Origin of the sequence: Nocardia sp. NBC_01009 (genome assembly GCF_045208035.1) — a bacterium.
GTDB lineage: Bacteria > Actinomycetota > Actinomycetes > Mycobacteriales > Mycobacteriaceae > Nocardia.
This window is the reverse complement of record NZ_CP108695.1, coordinates 4,060,591-4,079,675: the sequence shown is the minus strand read 5'-3', so window position 1 is coordinate 4,079,675 and position 19,085 is coordinate 4,060,591. Positions and strand designations below refer to the sequence as shown.

17 protein-coding genes are annotated in these 19,085 nt (G+C 64.8%); 9 read left to right on the top strand and 8 right to left on the bottom strand.

Annotated features, from left to right (window positions below; genetic code table 11):
- Positions 1-336: 336 nt before the first annotated feature.
- Positions 337-1,494, top strand: a complete 1,158-nt coding sequence (locus tag OHA42_RS18190) for an FIST N-terminal domain-containing protein (RefSeq protein ID WP_406238607.1) — start codon at positions 337-339, stop codon at positions 1,492-1,494.
- Between the two features lie 196 nt (positions 1,495-1,690).
- Positions 1,691-1,900 carry a hypothetical protein gene (locus tag OHA42_RS18185; protein ID WP_406238606.1) on the top strand — a complete coding sequence of 70 codons (210 nt, stop codon included), beginning with the start codon at positions 1,691-1,693 and terminating at the stop codon, positions 1,898-1,900.
- Positions 1,901-2,280: 380 nt separating this feature from the next.
- Here OHA42_RS18185 and OHA42_RS18180 read toward each other — a convergent pair whose 3' ends face one another.
- Positions 2,281-4,290, bottom strand: coding sequence for an APC family permease (locus OHA42_RS18180; protein WP_406238605.1), 2,010 nt, complete (start codon positions 4,288-4,290; stop codon positions 2,281-2,283).
- A 171-nt stretch (positions 4,291-4,461) separates the two neighbouring features.
- Between OHA42_RS18180 and OHA42_RS18175 the strand changes: the two genes are divergently transcribed.
- Positions 4,462-4,797 carry a hypothetical protein gene (locus OHA42_RS18175; protein ID WP_406238604.1) on the top strand — a complete coding sequence of 112 codons (336 nt, stop codon included), beginning with the start codon at positions 4,462-4,464 and terminating at the stop codon, positions 4,795-4,797.
- A 131-nt stretch (positions 4,798-4,928) separates the two neighbouring features.
- Here the strand turns inward: OHA42_RS18175 and OHA42_RS18170 are convergent, their stop codons facing one another.
- Together OHA42_RS18170 and OHA42_RS18165 are read right to left on the bottom strand one after the other, a co-directional pair.
- Positions 4,929-5,627, bottom strand: coding sequence for a response regulator (locus OHA42_RS18170; protein ID WP_406238602.1), 699 nt, complete (start codon positions 5,625-5,627; stop codon positions 4,929-4,931).
- A gap of 82 nt (positions 5,628-5,709) precedes the next feature.
- Positions 5,710-8,214 (bottom strand): ATP-binding protein, encoded by a 2,505-nt coding sequence (locus OHA42_RS18165; RefSeq protein WP_406238600.1) that lies wholly within the window; start codon positions 8,212-8,214, stop codon positions 5,710-5,712.
- A 445-nt stretch (positions 8,215-8,659) separates the two neighbouring features.
- Between OHA42_RS18165 and OHA42_RS18160 the strand changes: the two genes are divergently transcribed.
- From OHA42_RS18160 to OHA42_RS18135, 6 genes are all read left to right on the top strand, one after another.
- Positions 8,660-8,758, top strand: coding sequence for a potassium-transporting ATPase (locus OHA42_RS18160; protein WP_379067582.1), 99 nt, complete (start codon positions 8,660-8,662; stop codon positions 8,756-8,758).
- On the top strand, positions 8,755-8,841 hold the full coding sequence (locus OHA42_RS18155) for a potassium-transporting ATPase subunit F (RefSeq protein WP_406239449.1): 87 nt from the start codon (positions 8,755-8,757) through the stop codon (positions 8,839-8,841). Before OHA42_RS18160 ends, OHA42_RS18155 begins: the two co-directional genes overlap by 4 nt.
- Positions 8,842-10,512, top strand: coding sequence for a potassium-transporting ATPase subunit KdpA (kdpA, locus tag OHA42_RS18150; protein ID WP_406238598.1), 1,671 nt, complete (start codon positions 8,842-8,844; stop codon positions 10,510-10,512). It abuts the gene before it with no gap.
- A 1-nt stretch (position 10,513) separates the two neighbouring features.
- Positions 10,514-12,685: a potassium-transporting ATPase subunit KdpB gene (gene kdpB, locus OHA42_RS18145; RefSeq protein WP_406238596.1), complete on the top strand. Its 2,172-nt coding sequence runs from the start codon at positions 10,514-10,516 to the stop codon at positions 12,683-12,685.
- A 1-nt stretch (position 12,686) separates the two neighbouring features.
- On the top strand, positions 12,687-13,574 hold the full coding sequence (locus OHA42_RS18140) for a potassium-transporting ATPase subunit C (RefSeq protein ID WP_406238594.1): 888 nt from the start codon (positions 12,687-12,689) through the stop codon (positions 13,572-13,574).
- Positions 13,575-13,663: 89 nt separating this feature from the next.
- Positions 13,664-14,278, top strand: a complete 615-nt coding sequence (locus OHA42_RS18135; protein WP_406238592.1) for a DUF2254 family protein — start codon at positions 13,664-13,666, stop codon at positions 14,276-14,278.
- Positions 14,279-14,535: 257 nt separating this feature from the next.
- On the opposite strand, the gene OHA42_RS18130 is transcribed toward OHA42_RS18135, so the two are convergent.
- From OHA42_RS18130 to OHA42_RS18110, 5 genes are all read right to left on the bottom strand, one after another.
- Positions 14,536-15,054, bottom strand: coding sequence for an MMPL family transporter (locus tag OHA42_RS18130; protein ID WP_406238591.1), 519 nt, complete (start codon positions 15,052-15,054; stop codon positions 14,536-14,538).
- Positions 15,055-15,485: 431 nt separating this feature from the next.
- Entirely contained in the window at positions 15,486-16,121 is a 636-nt protein-coding gene (locus OHA42_RS18125; protein WP_406238589.1) for an MspA family porin, read from the bottom strand.
- 196 nt (positions 16,122-16,317) lie between these two features.
- Positions 16,318-16,503 (bottom strand): hypothetical protein, encoded by a 186-nt coding sequence (locus OHA42_RS18120; RefSeq protein WP_406238588.1) that lies wholly within the window; start codon positions 16,501-16,503, stop codon positions 16,318-16,320.
- 211 nt (positions 16,504-16,714) lie between these two features.
- Positions 16,715-17,503, bottom strand: coding sequence for a CPBP family intramembrane glutamic endopeptidase (locus tag OHA42_RS18115; protein ID WP_406238586.1), 789 nt, complete (start codon positions 17,501-17,503; stop codon positions 16,715-16,717).
- A gap of 121 nt (positions 17,504-17,624) precedes the next feature.
- Positions 17,625-18,992 (bottom strand): serine hydrolase domain-containing protein, encoded by a 1,368-nt coding sequence (locus OHA42_RS18110; RefSeq protein ID WP_406238584.1) that lies wholly within the window; start codon positions 18,990-18,992, stop codon positions 17,625-17,627.
- Positions 18,993-19,085: the final 93 nt, after the last annotated feature.

The following is a 19,085-nucleotide window of genomic DNA, read 5'->3' as shown; positions in this document are numbered from 1 at the left end:
TAGCAGCACCGCCCGAAAGAGAGCCGACACAAATCCCGACGTCGGCGGCTCAACTCCACTGACCAACCGCGACCGACCTCACCTGATTGCGGTCAGGCCTGTGGTCGTGCTGGGCTCGCTGGCGAAGCCCTTCACTGCGACCGCGCTGATGCGGCTGGTCGCGAAGGGCAAGGTAGACCGTGCGGGCTCGATCCCGACGAGGAGCTCGATCGGCGTTTGCTCGGGCATGTTGTCGGTATCTCCGACGCACGGATGGTCGTACTCCCGTGGCGTTGGGCTGAGATATGTTGTGCGGCAATAATACCTACGGGTCCGTAAGTTGGCTACGATGGAAGGGTGCGGATCGGAGTCGGGCTTTCTACCGCACCCGAGGCGTGGCAGGCGGGTGCGGAGGCTGCAGCGCACGCACTCGATCAGCTCGCGGGCGAGACGCTGTCGCTTGCCGTGCTGCTCACATCCCGGACATACACCGACGAGGCTTCGGCCGTGCTCGCCGGTGTCCACCAGACGGTCCAGGTGCCCGCACTGATCGGATGCGTGGCGCAAGGTGTGGTGGCGGGCCGCCGCGAGATCGAGGACGAGCCCTCGGTGGTGGTGTGGCTGGCATCCGGATTACCCGCCGCCGCTGAGACGTTCCAGCTGGAGTTCGTCCGCACGACGACCGGCGGACTGCTCGCCGGCTACCGCTTCGACCAGGCCGTAGGCGACTTCCATGTGCTGCTGTCGGACCCTTACTCGTTCCCAGTCGATCTACTACTCGAGCATCTGAACGCCGATCTGCCCGGCACCGTCGTGATGGGTGGGCTGGTGGGCGGCGCGGAGGGTCCAACCGGCAGCAGGCTGTTCCGAGACCGCGAGGTAGTGGCCTCCGGCGCAGTCGGTGTTCGACTTCCCGGCCTGCGCGGAGTGCCGATCGTATCGCAGGGGTGCCGGCCGATCGGGTACCCGTATATCGTCACCGGCGCGCGTGGCGCGCTGATCACCGAGCTCGGCGGTCGGCCGCCGAGCGAACGGCTGCGCGAGATCGTCACGGTACTGCCACCCGATCAGCTAGAACTGCTGACGCACGGCCTTCAGATCGGAATCGTTGTCGACGAGCATCTGGCAGCGCCCGGACAGGGCGATTTCCTGATCCGGGGCATTCTCGGCGCCGACCCGTCGAGCGGCGCGATCGAGGTCGGCGAGGTCGTCGAGGTCGGCACAACCGTACAGTTCCAGGTCCGCGATGCGGTCGGAGCGGACAAAAATCTGCGTGCGGCCCTCGTGCAGGCGAGTTCGGATCTGCCTGGGCGCCCGGCCGGTGCGTTGCTATTCACGTGCAACGGACGCGGCCGGCGAATGTTCGGGGTCGCCGATCATGACGCCGCGACGATCGATGACCTTCTCGGCGGCATTCCGCTTGCGGGTTTCTCGGCCGCCGGCGAGATCGGTCCCATCGCGGGCCGCAACGAGCTGCACGGATTCACGGCCTCGATAGCGCTATTCGTCGAATGAGGGTCAACAGCGGGTCTACGCCGAGCTGAACGACTTGCCAGGGTCCGACGCCGTGCGTCGGCTCCAAGATCAGGCGACCGCCGGGCGCGCGGATCTGGTCGTTCGGACCATCTCGCCCGGATTCTACGAGTCACCCCCGCCGGCACGGCGCTGGTGCTATCACGGAGGAGACGGTTCATCGCGCGAGGAGGCCGACATGGACGTCCGGTTCATCTCCGACGACGGTGTGCGTGCCCATCCGGCGACCGACCTGAAGGGGTTGCTCGACCGACCTGACGGACTGGTCTGGGTGAACGTCCCGACCTGGGACGATGAATTCGACCGATTCCTGATGGATCCGCCGAGCGCGCTGCATGCCCTGCTGGCCCCGGCACGGGCGCGGCGGCTGGCCGGTGATCACCGATGAGCGCCCCCACCCTCACCAACGAAGCCTTGTCCGCAGCCCGGCTGGTGCTGGCACGAACGGGCATCACCGCCGCCGAAGTCATCCCAGCGATCCGCGCAACAGTCAACAAAGCCGGCAACTACCGCACCTACAACACCCATTTCATCCGCCTTGAAAAGAGAGGGCACCCGCGGCTGGACAAGCCCACGCAAGCCAAGCTCACCGAAATGGCCGAGCAGGTCAAACGCGACGCCAAGGACAAACCCTCCCGCACCAGGCGGGGTGCGGTCGCGAACTTCATCAGCACCGCGCGCCGCGCTACAGGTGCATGCTGCGTGGGTGCGCCACAGCGAAGGATCCCGCCACGCCGCACCCGAATCGGGCCGCGCGGCGGCTTTGTCCTATTTTCCGCCTTTATTCGAACCCGTTATGCCTCTACGTATTTCGCCGGGCCAATGCTCTTCGCGCGACAGATCTCGCCGGTTCGACGACTGCAGCTGCCACGGCACGCTCGTCACCATTACGCCCGGTTCGAACAGCAGCCGCGCTTTCAACCGGAGCGAGCTCTGGTTATGCAGTAGGTTCTCCCACCATCGGCCGACGACGTACTCCGGGATGAAGACGCTGATGACATCGCGGGGTCCCGCCTTACGCAAGCGTTTCGTGTAGTCGAGGACCGGACGCGTGATCTCGCGATAAGGGGACTCGACCACGATCAGCGGAATACTCACGCTGTGGCGCTCCCAATCCTGGCTCAGTAGACGAGTTTCGGTGTCGTCGACGTTGGCGGTGATCGCGGTGAGAGTGTCCGGTCGGGTCGCTCGCGCGAACTGCACGGCGCGCCTGCTCGCCTTGGTCCAGCCAGATACCAGCACGACTGCGTGCACCCGGGGTGGCAGTGTTTCCTCGTTGTCGTCATCGATGTGGAGTTCGGCGCGAATTGCCGTGTAGTGGCGGTGGATCAGGTACATCAGCACAACAAGGACCGGGATTGCGATCACGACCAGATACGCGCCGTGGGTGAACTTGGTGATCATGACGACCACGAGGACGACACCGGTGAAGCTGGCGCCGAACGCGTTGATCGCCCTCGCGCGATGGATGCGAATCCGGTCGGCAGGGTTGGTGGCGTCGGCCAGTTCGCGGTTCCAGTGTCGGACCATGCCCGCTTGGCACAGCGTGAACGAGGTGAATACACCGACGATGTAGAGCTGGATCAACCTGGTCGCCGAACCGTCGAACGCATAGATCAGCGTGCCCGCGACAACGGCGAGCAGGATGATGCCGTTGGAGAAGGCCAGACGATCGCCACGGGTGTGTAGCTGTCGGGGCATGTATCGATCTTGCGCCAGAATCGAATTGAGCAGCGGGAACCCGTTGTAGGCGGTGTTCGCCGCCAGAATCAGGATCAGCGCGGTCATCACCATGAGGTAGTAGAAGGCGATGCTGTTGCCGCCGAACACCGCCGCCGCGATCTGCGCGATCACGGTGCGCTGCGGATCGGTGTGGCAGTCACCGGGAAAGCCGATCAGATCGCATGCGTTTTCCGCGACACGGGTGTGGGAGATCATGGCCAGCGCGGTTACGCCGGTGAACATCGCGATCGCGATGATGCCCATTGCCGACATCGTGCGGGCCGCATTGAGTGCCTTGGGTTTACGAAACGCGGGAACACCGTTGGAGATCGCCTCGGCGCCGGTCAATGCGGTGCATCCGGAGGAGAACGCCCGCAGCACCAGAAACGCCACCGCCGCGCCGCTGAGGCCGACCTGCTCGGCATGGATCTCGTAATGCGCGCTTTCGGCGACCGGCGCGTCCCCGAACAGCGCCTTGCCGAGACCGACGACCACCATGAGCGTGACCCCTGCGACGAACGCATACGTCGGCACGGCGAATGCGCGACCCGACTCGCGCACACCGCGCAGATTCATGGCGGTCAGCAACGCGATGAATCCGATATTGATCGCGACTCGGTGCGCATTCAGGTCGGGCACCGCGGAAATGATGTTGTCCACCCCGGCAGCGACCGACACCGCCACCGTCATCACATAGTCGACCAGCAACGCCGCAGCCACCACCAAGCCCGGTAGCGGTCCCAGGTTCTTCGCGACCACCTCATACGAGCCCCCGCCGGACGGATAAGCCTGCACAACTTGCCGGTAGGACAACACGACGACAGCGAGCAGAACAACTACCGCGCCGGCGACCCAAGGTGCCAGATGGATATAGGCGAGCCCACCCAGCGTGAGGATGAGCAGAATCTCCTGTGTCGCATACGCCACCGATGACAAAGGGTCACTGGCAAAGATAGGCAGCGCCAGTCGCTTCGGCAGCAACGTCTCCCCGAGCCGGTCACTGCGAAACGGGCGCCCGACAACAAGACGCTTAACCACGTCGACCGGTGAAACCACGATGAGCCAGCCTAAGTCCGACTCGCGGAATTCGGCCCACCTCCAGCTGTAGAGATTCCGTAAAGAAATCAGCGGCAAGCTACAAGATCACGTCAAGACACTGGATGGACAGCGAATAGGTCGCTAACGTCCTCACTCGGATTCTGCACCACTGAGAAGGCAGCCGCCGCGATGAACGACCTACCCCATGTCCTTGCGAGCCTGCGTGAGCTGGTGAGCCACCGGTACATCGTCGAGATTCTCGATGCCCTGTCCAACCGGCCGCACACCGCCGCCGAGCTCACCGCGATCACCACAGGTCGCCATCGTGCGCTGGCGCAAGCACTGCGAGTAGCAGCTTCACACGGGCTGGTCACCAACGACTGTCGAGGCAGCTGGGACGGGGCCATCCCAGCGACCGACATCATCCGGTTGACAGACCGTGGCATGCGGGCCGTCGAATTACTGTCGAATCTGAGCGTATGGACAGCGTTATACGAACACACCGATCACGCTCACGATCGGTAGCTTCTGTCCGCAATACACCCTCGACGGGAATCGCGACGCGGGGTCGCTTCGTCACGCGGAGTTGCATCCGGTTCTCTTGGCACACAGCATCTTTCGACTCTGACCCGCGCGGCGCCTCCGGCGGTCGACCGCTACTCCTCGAAGCGGTACCCCATGCCCGATTCAGTGATCAAATGCCTAGGGTGCGACGGGTCGTCTTCCAGCTTGCGTCGCAAACCAGCCAGATACGCGCGCAAATAATGGCTGGCGGTCTCGTGGGATGGGCCCCACACCTCACGCAGCAATTCCTTGCGACCTACCAACTTGCCGCTGTTGCGCACGAGCATGTCGAGCATTGCCCACTCTGTCGGAGTGAGCCGCACCGTCTCCCCTTTCTTGGTGACCTTCTTCGCGACGAGGTCGACAGTGAACGACGCCGTCACCACCACTGGGTCAGAAGCATCGCCGCCTCCGCGGCGGACCGCGGAGCGCAGCCGCGCAAGCAGTTCGTCCATCCCGAACGGTTTGGTGACATAGTCGTCCGCACCCGCGTCCAGTGCCTTCACCTTGTCCGCCGCGTCCGTGCGTGCGGACAACACGATCACCGGCACAGAGGTCCACCGGCGCAGCCCGACAATCACGTCGATGCCGTCCATGTCGGGCAGGCCGAGATCGAGGATGACCACATCAGGATGCTTGCCCGACGCCAGCAACGCGGCCGCACCTGTCCCTGCGGTGATCACCTTGTATCCACGCGCCGACAGGTTGATGCGCAGCGTGCGCACGATCTGCGGCTCGTCGTCGACCACCAGTACCTTGATCGCCGATGCGTTCGGTGTCACCTTGGCCATAGTGCACTCCGGGTGGTGGGCACCAGCACCCGATCCACGGCGCGCTGTGGCACCGGGTCCAGTTCACTCACCCCGATTGCCATCACGGACTCTCCGATTCCTTTTCGCCGAGCGGCAATTCGACAATCATGCTCAGCCCTCCGCCCGGTGTCGGTTCGGCGTGTACGGCTCCGCCCATTGCCTCGACGAAACCTCGCACCACTGACAGTCCCAAGCCGACACCGGTGGTGTTGTCTCGGTCGCCGAGCCGTTGGAAGGGTTCGAAAAGCTGATCCTCGGATCCTGGCGGTACGCCCGGACCGACATCGACCACCGCAATGGACGCACAATCACCGGCACGTTCGGCGGTGACCCGCACCGGTGTGCCCTGCGGCGCATGCCGCAATGCGTTGTCGATCAGGTTGGCCAGTACCCGCTCGAGCAGACCCGCATCGGCAAGCGCGCAGACCTCGTCGACCTCCACCTTCACCCGCTCCATAGCCGCACGTCGCAACCCCCGTGCGCCCATCCCGACGCTGACCAGCGCCCGGTGCACCACTTCGTCCATGTACACCCGCCGCAGCTGCGGTTTCACTACGCCGACGGCGAGGCGTGACGAGTCGAGCAGGTTGCCGACCAACGAGGTCAGCTGGTCCACCGATTCTTCGATGGTTTCCAGCAATTCGCCGGTGTCCTCCGGTGAGAATTCGATGTCCTCGCTGCGCAGGCTGGAGACAGCTGCTTTGGCCCCAGCCAGCGGCGTGCGCAGATCGTGACCCACCGCTGAGAGCAGTGCCCGGCGCAACCGGTCTGCCTCGAGTAGCGCTGCGGCAGCGGTGGACTCCTCGGCAAGCGTCGCCTGGCGCACCAATCCGGCTGCCTGGTTGGCGACCGCGTTCAGCACCGGTCGGTCGATCGCGGCCAGCGGGCGGCCCGCAAGCAATAAAGAGCTCGAGGCGTCGCCTGCCTGGATGACGGTTTCGGCATCGGAGGCACGCTGCGGCGGTTCCACGCCCACTGCAGCGACCACCTCTTCGCCGCAGAGCATGCTGACCGCGCGCAGGCCGTAGGTTTCCCGGACCTGCTCGAGCAGGTTGGGCAGATCCGCGCCGTGCAGGACGGCGCCCGCGAACAAGGTCAACAGTTGCGCCTGCTGTGATGCCTTACGCGCCTGGCGCGCCCGTTTGGCGGCCACATCGACCAGCGCCGCCACCGCGACCGCGACGATGAGCAGCACCACCACGGTGACGAAGCTGTCGGGTTCGGCGATGGTGAGGCTGTAGCGGGGATCGGCGAAGAACCAGTTCAGCAGCAAACCGGAGAACAGCGCCGAAAAGGCCGCTGGGACAATACCTCCGAGTAGCGCGACGGCGACGACGCCGATGAAGAACATCGCGCTCAGGCCGCCGAGCTGGAGGTAGCCGTCGAGGAAGGCGGCACTGACCCCGCACACGATGATTGGCGCCAGCACGGCGGCGAGCCAGGCCAGGACGGGTTGGCGCGGCCAGAATGAGTGCCAGCGCGGTCTGCGGTTGGCCTCCTCGTGCGTCACCATGTGCACGTCGATACGGCCCGACTGTTGCACCACCGCCGACCCGATGCCCTCGTCGAAGATCCGCGCCCACCGCGAACGCCGGGAGGTGCCGAGCACCAGCTGCGTGGCGTTCCCTTCGCGCGCGAATTCGAGCAGCGCGGTAGGCACGTCGTCACCGGTCACCGTATGGAGGCTGGCGTCCAGACTGGCGGCGAGCTCACGCAGCCGGCCCAGCCGCTCGGTCGAAACACCCGCCAGCCCGTCACCCCGAACCACGTACACGAGTACCAGTTCAGCACTGGACTTCGTGGCGATACGACTGGCCCGGCGCACCACCGTCTCCGACTCCGGGCCCCCTGTCACCGCGACGACCACTCGTTCGCGGGCTTCCCACAACTCGAAGATCTTGTGATCGGCGCGGTATTTCGCCAACGCCGAATCGACCTGGTCGGCGAGCCACAACAGCGCGAGTTCGCGCAGCGCGGTGAGGTTTCCCGGCCGGAAATAGTTACGCAACGCCGCATCAACCTTGTCGGCGGCGTACACATTTCCGTGAGAAAGCCTGCGCCGCAACGCTTCCGGCGTAACATCCACGAGCTCGACCTGGTCTGCGCCGCGAACCACCGCGTCCGGCACCGTTTCCCGCTGCACGATGCCGGTGATCTGGTCGACGACGTCGTTGAGGCTCTCCAGGTGCTGCACATTGACCGTCGACACCACGTCGATACCTGCGGCCAACAGTTCTTCGACATCCTGCCAGCGCTTCTCGTGCTTGCTACCCGGCGCATTCGTGTGCGCCAGCTCGTCGACAAGCACAACGGCCGGGTGACGACGAAGCACCGCCTCCACATCGAGTTCAGGCAGCTTCGTACCGCGGTACTCCACTATCTTGAGTGGAATCCGTTCGATGCCTTCGAGCAGCTCGGCGGTCCTGGCCCGCCCGTGCGTTTCGACCACTGCAGCAACCACGTCGCGGCCGCGTTCGAGCCGACGATGGGCCTCGCCGAGCATCGCGTAGGTCTTGCCCACCCCCGGTGCCGCACCGAGATAGACGCGCAGTTGCCCGCGCTTCACTCGTCCATCTTTGCGGGCCGCGCCGTAGACACATGCACCTGATCTATCGCGACGTCAGTGTGCCTGGAATCGTTTGTGTGGCCAACAGTCCCGGCACCTAGTGCCCGAATGAGCAACGCGCAGAATACAAATCCGGCCAGAACTGCGACCGTGACAGCCGACATAGACGATCCCCTTCACAACCGATGCGAGCCGGTTACGCTGGAATCCTCCGCCTGGCCGGTTGCTGACTTTTGTACCTCGCAATCAGGTAGCGATCTCGATCTTTACGGTGTGTTAACGCCTTGCCCGCTGACCTTGACGGCATCCTTTCACCCATACCGGGCGTATCTGTAAGCGAAACGTCAATCCTCATCAACGAGGCGCTAGGAACTCGTAAAGGAGCCCGGCGAAGTCCTCGAATGCCCGCTTGACTCACCCTGTCGCGCTCCATGAAGGAGCGCCAATGGAGGTTGTAAAAATGTCTGTCGTGGTGTTCACGGTGCTCACCGTGGCGATCTTCGCGCTGCTGGGCCTCATCCAGCGGGGGGTGGAAAAACTGTGACCGCGAACCTGATCGGTCTGATTCTGGCCGTCCTCGTTGCGGTGTACATGGTCGCAGCTCTTCTTTTCCCCGAGAGGTTCTAGGTGAACACGACTACCGCGGGGATCGCCTTTCTAGCGTCCCTGATCATCGCGCTCGCGCTGGTACATGTACCGCTCGGCGACTACATGTTCCGGGTCTACAACAGCAAGAGGCACTCCCGCGCGGAGCGCGTTATCTACCGAGCGATCGGCGTCCAGCCCGAGGTCGAGCAGACTTGGGGTGTATATGCCAGAAGTGTGCTGGCGTTCTCCGCGGTCAGCGTGCTGTTCCTGTTCTTCTTCCAGCTGATCCAGGGCAAGCTGCCGCTGCACCTGAACGATCCCGGCACGGAGATGACCCCGGCACTGGCCTGGAACACCGCCATCAGCTTCGTGACGAACACGAACTGGCAGAACTACTCCGGTGAGTCGACCCAGGGACACCTGGTGCAGATGGCCGGTCTCGCGGTCCAGAACTTCGTTTCCGCGGCCGTCGGTATGGCTGTTGCGGTCGCGCTGGTCCGTGGGTTCGCGCGCAGGCACACCGGCGATCTCGGCAACTTCTGGGTGGACTTGGTGAGGGGTACCATCCGCATCCTGCTGCCGATCGCCTTCGTCTTCGCGATCGTGCTGGTCGCCGGTGGCGTGATCCAGAACTTCCACCTGCACGATCAGGTCGCGCAAACACTCAACGGCACCGAGCAGACCATCACCGGCGGCCCGGTGGCCAGCCAAGAGGTCATCAAGGAACTCGGCACCAACGGTGGTGGCTTCTACAACGCCAACTCCGCGCACCCGTTCGAGAACCCGACCACCTGGACCAACTGGATCGAAATCTTCCTGCTACTGGTGATCAGCTTCTCGCTGCCACGCACCTTCGGGCGCATGGTCGGCAGCAAAAAGCAGGGCTACGCCATCGCCGCGGTCATGGGCATCATCGCCTCCATCAGCGTGACGTTGAGCAATATCTTCCAGCTCGCCCACCACGGCACCGTACCCACCGCGATCGGCGCGTCACTCGAGGGTGTCGAAACCCGCTTCGGTGTCGCCGATTCCGCGACGTTCTCCGGTGCCACGACGCTGACCTCCACCGGCGCGGTCGATTCGTTCCACGACTCCTACACCAGCCTCGGCGGCATGATGACGATGTTCAACATGCAACTGGGTGAGGTCGCGCCCGGCGGTACCGGCTCCGGCCTCTACGGCATGCTCATCCTCGCGGTCATCACCGTCTTCGTCGCGGGCCTGATGGTCGGTCGCACACCGGAATACCTCGGCAAGAAGATCACCCCCAAGGAGATCAAGCTCGCCGCATCGTACTTCCTGATCAGCCCGCTAATCGTGCTGGTCGGCACGGCGGTCGCCATGGCGTTGCCCGGCGAACGTGCCGGCATGGCCAACACCGGGCCGCACGGACTGTCGGAAGTGCTGTATGCCTTCACGTCCGCGGCCAATAACAACGGCTCCGCCTTCGCCGGGCTGACCGGAAATACCGAGTGGTACAACACCGCGCTCGGCCTGGCCATGGTCTTCGGGCGGTTCCTGCCGATGATCTTCGTCCTCGCGCTCGCAGGTGCATTGGCCCAGCAGGGCACCACCCCCGAGTCGATCGGCACACTCCCGACACACCGGCCGCAGTTCGTCGGCATGGTCGTCGGCGTGACCGTGATCCTGGTCGCGCTGACCTTCCTGCCCGCACTCGCACTCGGGCCGCTCGCTGAAGGAATCCACTGAAATGACCACGCCCACTACTGAAATCACCAGCGTTCCGGACGAGTTCAGCGAGTCGAAGAAGCAGCTGGAACACAAGTCCGGCCGCGTCCCGCGCGGCGCGCTCGATCCCAAGATGCTGCTGAGCTCGCTGCCCGACGCTGTACGCAAGCTCGACCCACGCACGATGTGGAAAAACCCGGTGATGTTCATCGTCGAGATCGGCGCCGTCTGGTCGACCGTTCTCGCGATCACCGATCCCACCTTCTTCGCCTGGGCGATCGTGGTGTGGCTGTGGCTCACCGTCATCTTTGCCAATCTCGCCGAAGCGGTGGCCGAGGGGCGCGGTAAGGCGCAGGCCGACACCTTGCGTAAAGCCAAGACCGACACCGTCGCACGGCGTTTGGTGGACTGGACGCCCGGCGGCCAGGTCGTCGAGGAGGGTGTCGCCGCACCGGAGCTGCAACGCGGCGACTACGTAGTCGTCGAAGCAGGTCAGATCGTTCCGGGTGACGGCGATGTCGTGGAAGGCATTGCGTCGGTGGACGAATCGGCCATCACCGGCGAATCCGCCCCGGTCATCCGGGAATCCGGCGGCGACCGCTCCGCGGTAACCGGCGGCACCACCGTGCTGTCGGACCGCATCATCGTCAAGATCACCCAGGAGCCCGGCAAAAGCTTCATCGACAAGATGATCGCCCTCGTCGAAGGCGCCAGCCGGCAGAAGACGCCCAACGAAATCGCGCTGAACATCCTGCTCGCCTCGCTCACGATCATCTTCGTGTTCGCGGTGGTCACCCTGCAGCCACTGGCGATCTTCGCCAAAGCCAACAACCCCGGTGTGCCGGATACCTCGGCACTCGATGTGCACGGCATCACCGGAATCGTCATGGTCTCGCTGCTGGTATGCCTCATCCCGACCACCATCGGCGCACTGCTGTCGGCCATCGGCATCGCGGGCATGGACCGGCTTGTGCAACGCAACGTGCTCGCCATGTCCGGCCGCGCCGTCGAGGCCGCCGGCGACGTCAACACCCTGCTGCTCGACAAGACCGGCACCATCACCCTTGGCAACCGGCAGGCTTCGGAGTTCGTTCCGATGCCAGGCATTTCGGACGACGAGCTGGCCGACGCGGCACAGCTTTCCAGCCTGGCCGACGAGACTCCTGAGGGTCGTTCCATCGTCGTGTACGCCAAGCAGGCGTTCAACAAACGTGAGCGCACCCCCGGCGAGCTCAAGGGCGCGACCTGGGTCGAGTTCACCGCGCAGACCCGCATGTCTGGGGTTGACCTGTCCGGCGGGCACCAGCTGCGCAAGGGCGCGGCCAGCGCGGTGATCGAATGGGTTCGCGCACAAGGGGGCAACGTGCCCAGCGAAGTCGGCGTGATCGTCGACGGCGTCTCGGCCTCGGGTGGCACCCCGCTGGTCGTCGGCGAGGTCAGCGACGGCACCGCCCGCCTGCTCGGCGTCATCCACCTCAAGGACGTCGTCAAACAAGGCATGCGGGAACGCTTCGACGAAATGCGTCGCATGGGGATCCGCACCGTCATGATCACCGGTGACAACCCGTTAACCGCCAAAGCGATCGCCGACGAAGCCGGCGTCGACGACTTCCTCGCCGAAGCCACACCCGAGGACAAGCTGGCACTGATCAAGAAGGAACAGGACGGCGGCAGACTGGTCGCGATGACCGGTGACGGCACCAACGATGCGCCCGCACTCGCCCAAGCCGACGTAGGTGTCGCGATGAACACCGGCACATCGGCAGCCAAAGAAGCCGGCAACATGGTCGACCTGGATTCCGACCCGACCAAACTCATCGAGATCGTGGAAATCGGCAAACAGCTGCTCATCACCCGCGGTGCGCTGACCACCTTTTCGATCGCCAACGACATCGCCAAGTACTTCGCGATTTTGCCCGCGCTGTTCATCGCGCTGTTCCCCGGCCTGGATGCGCTCAACATTATGCGGCTGGCCAGCCCGCAGTCGGCGATCCTGTCGGCGGTCATCTTCAACGCGCTCGTCATCATCGCGCTGATCCCACTGTCGCTGCGCGGCGTGAACTACACACCGAGTAGCGCGTCAAAGTTGCTGAGCCGCAACCTGACCATCTACGGCCTCGGTGGCATCGTCGCACCGTTCATCGGCATCAAGCTCATCGACCTCGTCGTCCAACTCCTCCCCGGGATGTCCTGATATGCGTATGTCAACTTGGATCCGGCAGCACGTAGCCGCGTTGCGTGCGCTGCTCGTGCTCACCGCGATCACCGGAATCGTTTATCCACTGGTGGTTTTCGCGGTTGCTCAGCTGCCCGGCCTGCACGACAAAGCCGAGGGCTCGCTGATCACCGTCGACGGAAAGACAGTGGGCTCCAGCATCATCGGGCAGTCGTTCACCGACAAGGACGGCAACGCGCTGGTGCAGTATTTCCAGAGCCGCCCGTCGGCGGCCGGCGACGGCTACGACCCGCTGTCCACTGCGGCGTCCAACCTCGGCCCCGAGAGCATCGTGGACACCCTGGACGGCGATCCGGCGAACGTGAAGCCGAGCCTCCTGTCCACCGTGTGCTCGCGCAGCAAGGCAGTCGCCGACCGTGAGGGGGTCGACGGCAGCCGTCCGTTCTGCACGAAAGACGGTGTGGGTGCAGTGCTCTCGGTGATCGGCCCGCGCGACGCCGACGGCGAGGTCTCGCAGCCGGTACAGGTCGTCAGCGTCAACGAGGCATGCCCTACCACCCCGTTCCTGGACACCTATAAGGGCGTCCGAGTCGAATGCGCCGAGCCGGGCGAGGACTACTCGATCGGCCGGATAGTCCCGATCTTCGGCGACGCATCCACCGACACACCCGTCCCGACCGATGCGATCACTGCCAGTGGCAGTGGCTTGGACCCGCACATCTCTCCCGAGTACGCGGCCATCCAGGTGGCACGAATCGCAGGCACCCGCAATATCCCCGCAGACCAGGTGCGTGCGCTGGTCGAGGCCAACACCGACGGCCGTACCCTCGGCTTCCTCGGTGAACCTCGCGTCAACGTGGTCGAACTGAACATCGAACTCGACAGCAAGTACCCGTTCCGCGGTTAGTCATCCGCAGCCGATCGAACGGCCCGGCCCGGCAATACGAATTGCCGGGCCGGGCCGTTTCGTCGTCGGCGACACCCGCAGGAGATGTCATGCCCGGCCTATTTCTCGAATCCGACCGCCGGCGCGAGGCGCTGCGCACCAATCTGTGGTTCATCCCCACGTTGGAAGTGCTTGCAGCCGTTGCGCTTTTCTCGGTCACCTATGCGCTCGACCGCGCCGTCTACCGAGGCACCCTCACCATCCCGACCTGGATCATCGGCGGCACACCCGACGCGGCCCGGCAGATCCTCACCGCCATCACCGCGGCGATCATCACTGGCGTCGGCGTGGTCTTCTCGATCACGATCATCGCCCTGACCCTGGCCTCGACCCAGTTCGGTCCGCGGATGCTGCGCAACTTCATTCGCGATCGCGGCACCCAGCTCACCCTCGGCACCTTCGTCGCGAGCTTCGTCTACGCGATCGCCGCGCCGGTATCGATCGGACCGGAGTTCGTGCCGCACATCTCGACCACGGTATCGATCGCCTCGCTGGTCCTCGACCTGGCGGTGTTGATCTACTTCATCAACCACATCGCCATGACCATCCAGCCCCCCAACGTAATCGCCGAGATCGCCGGGAAGGTCTCCTTGGCGACATATTCGGCCAGCCTCGATTGCATCCCTGCGCCGATCAGTACCGTGACCACGACCGTGCCACCGTAGGCAGCAGATCTGGCCGGCCGCCGATCGGTATGCAGGCCATCGGAGATTGAGGAATCGAAGGCCTACTGGTTGATATCGATGAGCTGCGACAGGGCGGTGTCGAAGCGGCGGAAATTCTCGTTCGAGGATCCGGTCGTCAATGTGATAGCGGTGGGGCGGTCGATCTGGTCCAGCCGGGCCTGGACCGATCATGCGGGCTGGGCGCAATGAACCGAAGCCGGGCCGCCCGCAAGGACGGCCCGGCTTCGGTATCGAGATCAGCTCATCCGCACCGGCTCTCGATAGTTACTCTGCTGCGACTTCCGCCGGGTATCACCGTGACCCGGCCACCAGGCGCCATGCCCGATCAGCGCGGTGACGGCCGGAGTGAAGAACATAGCCATGACGAAAGCGGCGATTGCCATACCGGCCGAGATGGCGAATCTCATCTGGGCGAGCACGCTATTGCCCGCCAACATCATCGAGGCAAAAGTACCCGCGAGGATGACACCCGCCGCCGCAACGGTCGGACCGGTATGTCGCAGGCTCAGGGCCGCGGCCTGCCTCGGGCCGTTACCTTCGCGAGCCTCCTCACGCAAGCGGGCGACCACGAGGAACGCGGAATGCGGACTCGCTTCCACGAGAACCTCGATCAGCTCGCTACACAGCTGCACGCGATGTGTCTGCACGACCACACCACCCTCGCAACCGCACTGCTGCGCGCCAACTTGGAATCGGCCGCCCAGGCCATCGACATGCGCCGCGAACTCGACACCATGCGAGATGACTGCGGACACGCCGCAGTGACGCTAGTGGCGCTGCAAGCGCCGGTCGCCAGCGAACTACGGCAGGTGGTCACCGCTATCCGGCCCCGAGCTACGGTCGGTGGCCTACTCGGCGGGCACGATCGGTGTGCTTCCGCGTGGACCTGGTGCGGGCGGAACCAGCGCACCAGCAGGCGTATTCGTGCTTGGTGCCGACCGTGCAGGCGGGGGCGCCAGCATCTGCAGTGGCAGGGAAGGTGGCGGCAGCGCGGGCCCGCCTCGCGCCTGCGGGGCAGCGTTGCCGGTGCCGCACGGGGGAGCCGCCGCCGCGCCATGTGATTCGCCGCATGTCGACGTCGGACCCGCCGGAACAATAGGTTCGGCTGAGGCGGTGGCCGCGGCAATGATCAGCGAAACCGACGCACCGGCCGGTGCGATCCAACGCCGCCACCCCCGCATCTGGATCACAGCCATATCGGGTCACCGTAGACCGCGACCGAATTGTCGGCCGTATCTGTGGATATCGAGACGGTCGCGAACGAGCGCAGGCTGACCGCGCCTGCACATGCATCGATCTTGATCTGCACCTGATCGACGGCGACCGAACCATGCGCCCCTGCAAGCGCTTTCGTGCCGAGCGTGATGCTGCTGATGGTGCCAGGCTTGACGGATGTCGACATGTTCGGCAAGACCAGCGCGCTGCCTCCGACTGCGACACCGGGCGAGGGGGCGACAGTCACCATGGCGTTCGGGCCGATCGCCGCAGACATTCCGACGGTAAGACCGTTGGACACATCAGCCTGGCAGCCGATCTGGTATCCCAGCTGCACCGCCCCCGCGTTTACCGCGACCCGGCCCTCGCCACTGATATCGGCTGCCGCCGACAACGTGACGAACCCTTCCCGGCTGAATGGTGTCGCGGCCAGATTGGGTACGCGTTGAACGTCTTCCGCGGTCTTGCTGATCCGCAATTCCCAGCCGTCCTCGGTGCTGATGACGCGAGATTTGTCTGCTATCTGATCAGCGGTCGCGGTGGCGGCAGTCAGGCCGATTACCGCTGCAGTAGCGATGCCGAGCATCGCTATGATCGAGCCTTTCAATGAAAATCCTTAGCGCTAGTAACAGTGTAACGGTGATGTGTAAGTGCAGGTCTTCGGACGTTCGCGCCGCCGACTTCCGGCTTCGGAGACGCACGGCAGCAACACAAGTTCACAGTCGAGCCGGTGTTCGAGCTGGGTCAGGAAGTTGTCGAAGCCTCCGGAACCAGCGCCCAGCGCACGTGCTTGTAGAGCAACGCTATGGACGTGTGGGTGACGGGCGGGCTCGGATTGCGGCGTAGTCGGCCCAGTCGCTCGCGAGGGCCGAGGCGCGTTCCGCGGCAAATCTCGGGTGGCAGCCGACGAGGTCGGCGAGGACTGGCGCGGAGATCTCGCGCAGAAGCTCGTTGAAGGCCGCGACCCGACTGGTGCCGGTGATGCCCATGCTGCGAAGCCGTTCCCGGAGCCGGCTCGTCGTAATCGGACGGCTGGGGCGCTGACCGGGGAACAGCCAGGGCGAGGTGGGGGTTGGTGGCGGTCCCGTATTGCGGCGCTGGGCGATCAAGTCGGCGATAAGGCTCCAGTGGCTCGGGCATCGGCAGGTCTTCCTCAGCGATCCGCAGGAACACTTGCGGCGTATGGCGACGTGCCGAGTCTCAGATGAGGTTCAGCGCAACAGCGATGGCGCCGAGCGTCGCCAGGATCGAGGTCACGCCGACGTGCATCCCGATCGACAACCGGATGTCCTTCTCCCGCCAGGCGAACCAGAACCCCGGGAACATGAAGATCACCCGCGACACGAACACCCACGGCGACCAGAAGTGGTACAGCGAGAACAAGACCGTGCTGACCACCGGTGCCCATCCGCCCAGGTGGGCGATGCGGGGCAGCAGGAAACCGCGGAAGTACAGCTCCTCGATGAGCGGCAGGGAGATCCCGGTCAGCGGCAGGCACATCACCATCGTGGTGAGCGCGACCGAGTGCGAGTATCCGTGGAGGAATTTGGTGAAGCTGCCGGCGCCGTCCGTATACGGGACCCATGTGAAGAAGTTTTCGAGGAAGAAGGTGTTCATCGGTGCCGTCGCGAAGCTCAGCACCATCATCCACACAATGAGCGGGATGACCATCGCCACCAGCTTCCCGCGCGGGAGCGGCTTGTCGGTGTAGTGCAGCACGCCGCGCAGCGAGAAGCGACCGTTGCGCTTGCGGCCCAGCCACAGCAGCCCCGACAGGATCGGTATCAGAACCAGGCACAGGGCGATCGCCCAGCCCATCAAGGTCGGATAACCGATGGCTTCGACGAACGGTTCGCCGATGAGCAGGTAGGCGGCGACGATCAGTGCGCCGGGGACAAGATGCAACACGACCGACAGTGGCAGGGAGTGACGGTCGCCCAGCAGCCGCTCGACTATTCCATTCGGTCGTGTGTCTTCGAAGGCGCGCATGACAAGGGGTTCCTCGAACTGTTCATGGATGGTGCGTGAAATGAGCCGGGCGAGTGCTTACTGGGTGGGAAGGGCTCCGGCACGTGCTTGTAGAGCGTGGAGCGGCCCTGCCCGGACTCCGTCATCCGAGGCAGGATCGGACGGCTTTGGCCAGGCTCGGCGCCCGCGGGTCGTCGGGCCGGAGGTTCCAGAGGTTCGTGACGTAGCCGAAGCCGACCCCAGCATCGGGGTCTGCGAAGCCGATCGATCCGCCGGAGCCCGGGTGGCCGAACGACCCCGGCCCGACCATCGGCAGCGATGGGCAGGCTCGCCAGAACCCGAGCGACATGTAGAAGGAGCGGTCGGCCGGGATGTTCAGCTCCGGCGGCAGCCCGTGCAGCCGAGTCTTGTCGGTCTGGACGACGGTTGCCCTCTCGACAGTTTTCGGATCGAGCAGCCGCACGCCGTCGACATCGCTCACGGTGGCGGCATACATCCGTGCCAGCGATCGCGCGTCCGCGACCCCGTTCGCGGCCGGGAACTCTGCCGCGCGCCAGGCACGCGTGGTGTAGTACGCGGTCGCAGGGTCGGCCATGTTGTCCAAGGCACCGCCGAGCGAGCCGGCGCGGGCTTCGACCGAATTCGGACCCCACCCGGACTTGATCCATGCGGTGACCGTGTCCACATCGAGCCCGGTAGCCGCGACCAACCCGGCGATCAACTCCTCCAAGCTGAACGGAGCCGCGTTCTCGATCAGAGCCAACCGTTGCTCTTCTCGCTCAGGCAGCCCGATCCAGGCGCTCAGTCCGAGCGGGGCAGCCACCTCGTCGGCGAAGAACGTGCCGAGCGACTTGCCCGAGATCCGACGCACGACCTCCCCGACCAGATGACCGAAAGTGACGCTGTGGTAGAGGTGCTCCGTGCCTGGCTCCCACAACGGCGGCTGCGCCTCGAGGGCACGGATGACCGGGTCCCAGGCGCAAGCCTGCTCGAATGTCAACGGTGTGTCGATGATCGGCAGACCGGCCTGGTGTGACAGCAACCAGCGCACCGGGATCCGCTCCTTGCCGGCAGCGCCGAACTCCGGCCAGTACCGGACCACCGGTGCGTCCAGATCCAGCTGGCCGCGCCGTGCCAGCAGATGGGCGCATATCGCGGTAGCGCCTTTCGTCGCGGAGGCGACCCGGACGATGGTGTCTTCGCCCCACGGTCGGTTCGCCGGGCGATCGGCGAGGCCGTCCCACAGGTCGACGACACGGCGGCCACCCACGTAGACGCAGCACGCCGCGCCTACTTCGCCGGGGTTTCGCTCGAAGTTCGCGCGGAACGCGTCGGCGACCTTTCCCCAGCCCTCCTCGACACCGTTCTCGATACCGCCACGGCCACCGCTCCCGGAGTCGTTGCCGCAACCGACGAGGGCGGCGAGTCCGGCGACCGCGCCGACACCCAGCGCGCCCTTGAACAGGGACCGGCGCCCGAAGTGTCCCTGCCCGGATGTCGTGCCTACCATCGCTGTAATCCTTTTTTTGAGAACTGAAACTTCTGGAGAAGACCTACGCTCGGATCGACCGGGAAGCCTTGTCACTCGATCGGTGCTGCCGAG

What these genes read in the sequence shown, in the direction of transcription:
- OHA42_RS18115 (WP_406238586.1), bottom strand. Translation starts at nt 17,503, where the DNA reads ATGCGCGCCTTCGAAGACACACGACCGAATGGAATAGTCGAGCGGCTG.
- OHA42_RS18175 (WP_406238604.1), top strand. Translation starts at nt 4,462, where the DNA reads ATGAACGACCTACCCCATGTCCTTGCGAGCCTGCGTGAGCTGGTGAGC.
- OHA42_RS18120 (WP_406238588.1), bottom strand. Translation starts at nt 16,503, where the DNA reads ATGGGCATCACCGGCACCAGTCGGGTCGCGGCCTTCAACGAGCTTCTG.
- kdpB (WP_406238596.1), top strand. Translation starts at nt 10,514, where the DNA reads ATGACCACGCCCACTACTGAAATCACCAGCGTTCCGGACGAGTTCAGC.
- OHA42_RS18160 (WP_379067582.1), top strand. Translation starts at nt 8,660, where the DNA reads ATGGAGGTTGTAAAAATGTCTGTCGTGGTGTTCACGGTGCTCACCGTG.
- OHA42_RS18170 (WP_406238602.1), bottom strand. Translation starts at nt 5,627, where the DNA reads ATGGCCAAGGTGACACCGAACGCATCGGCGATCAAGGTACTGGTGGTC.
- OHA42_RS18135 (WP_406238592.1), top strand. Translation starts at nt 13,664, where the DNA reads ATGCCCGGCCTATTTCTCGAATCCGACCGCCGGCGCGAGGCGCTGCGC.
- OHA42_RS18110 (WP_406238584.1), bottom strand. Translation starts at nt 18,992, where the DNA reads ATGGTAGGCACGACATCCGGGCAGGGACACTTCGGGCGCCGGTCCCTG.
- OHA42_RS18140 (WP_406238594.1), top strand. Translation starts at nt 12,687, where the DNA reads ATGCGTATGTCAACTTGGATCCGGCAGCACGTAGCCGCGTTGCGTGCG.
- OHA42_RS18185 (WP_406238606.1), top strand. Translation starts at nt 1,691, where the DNA reads ATGGACGTCCGGTTCATCTCCGACGACGGTGTGCGTGCCCATCCGGCG.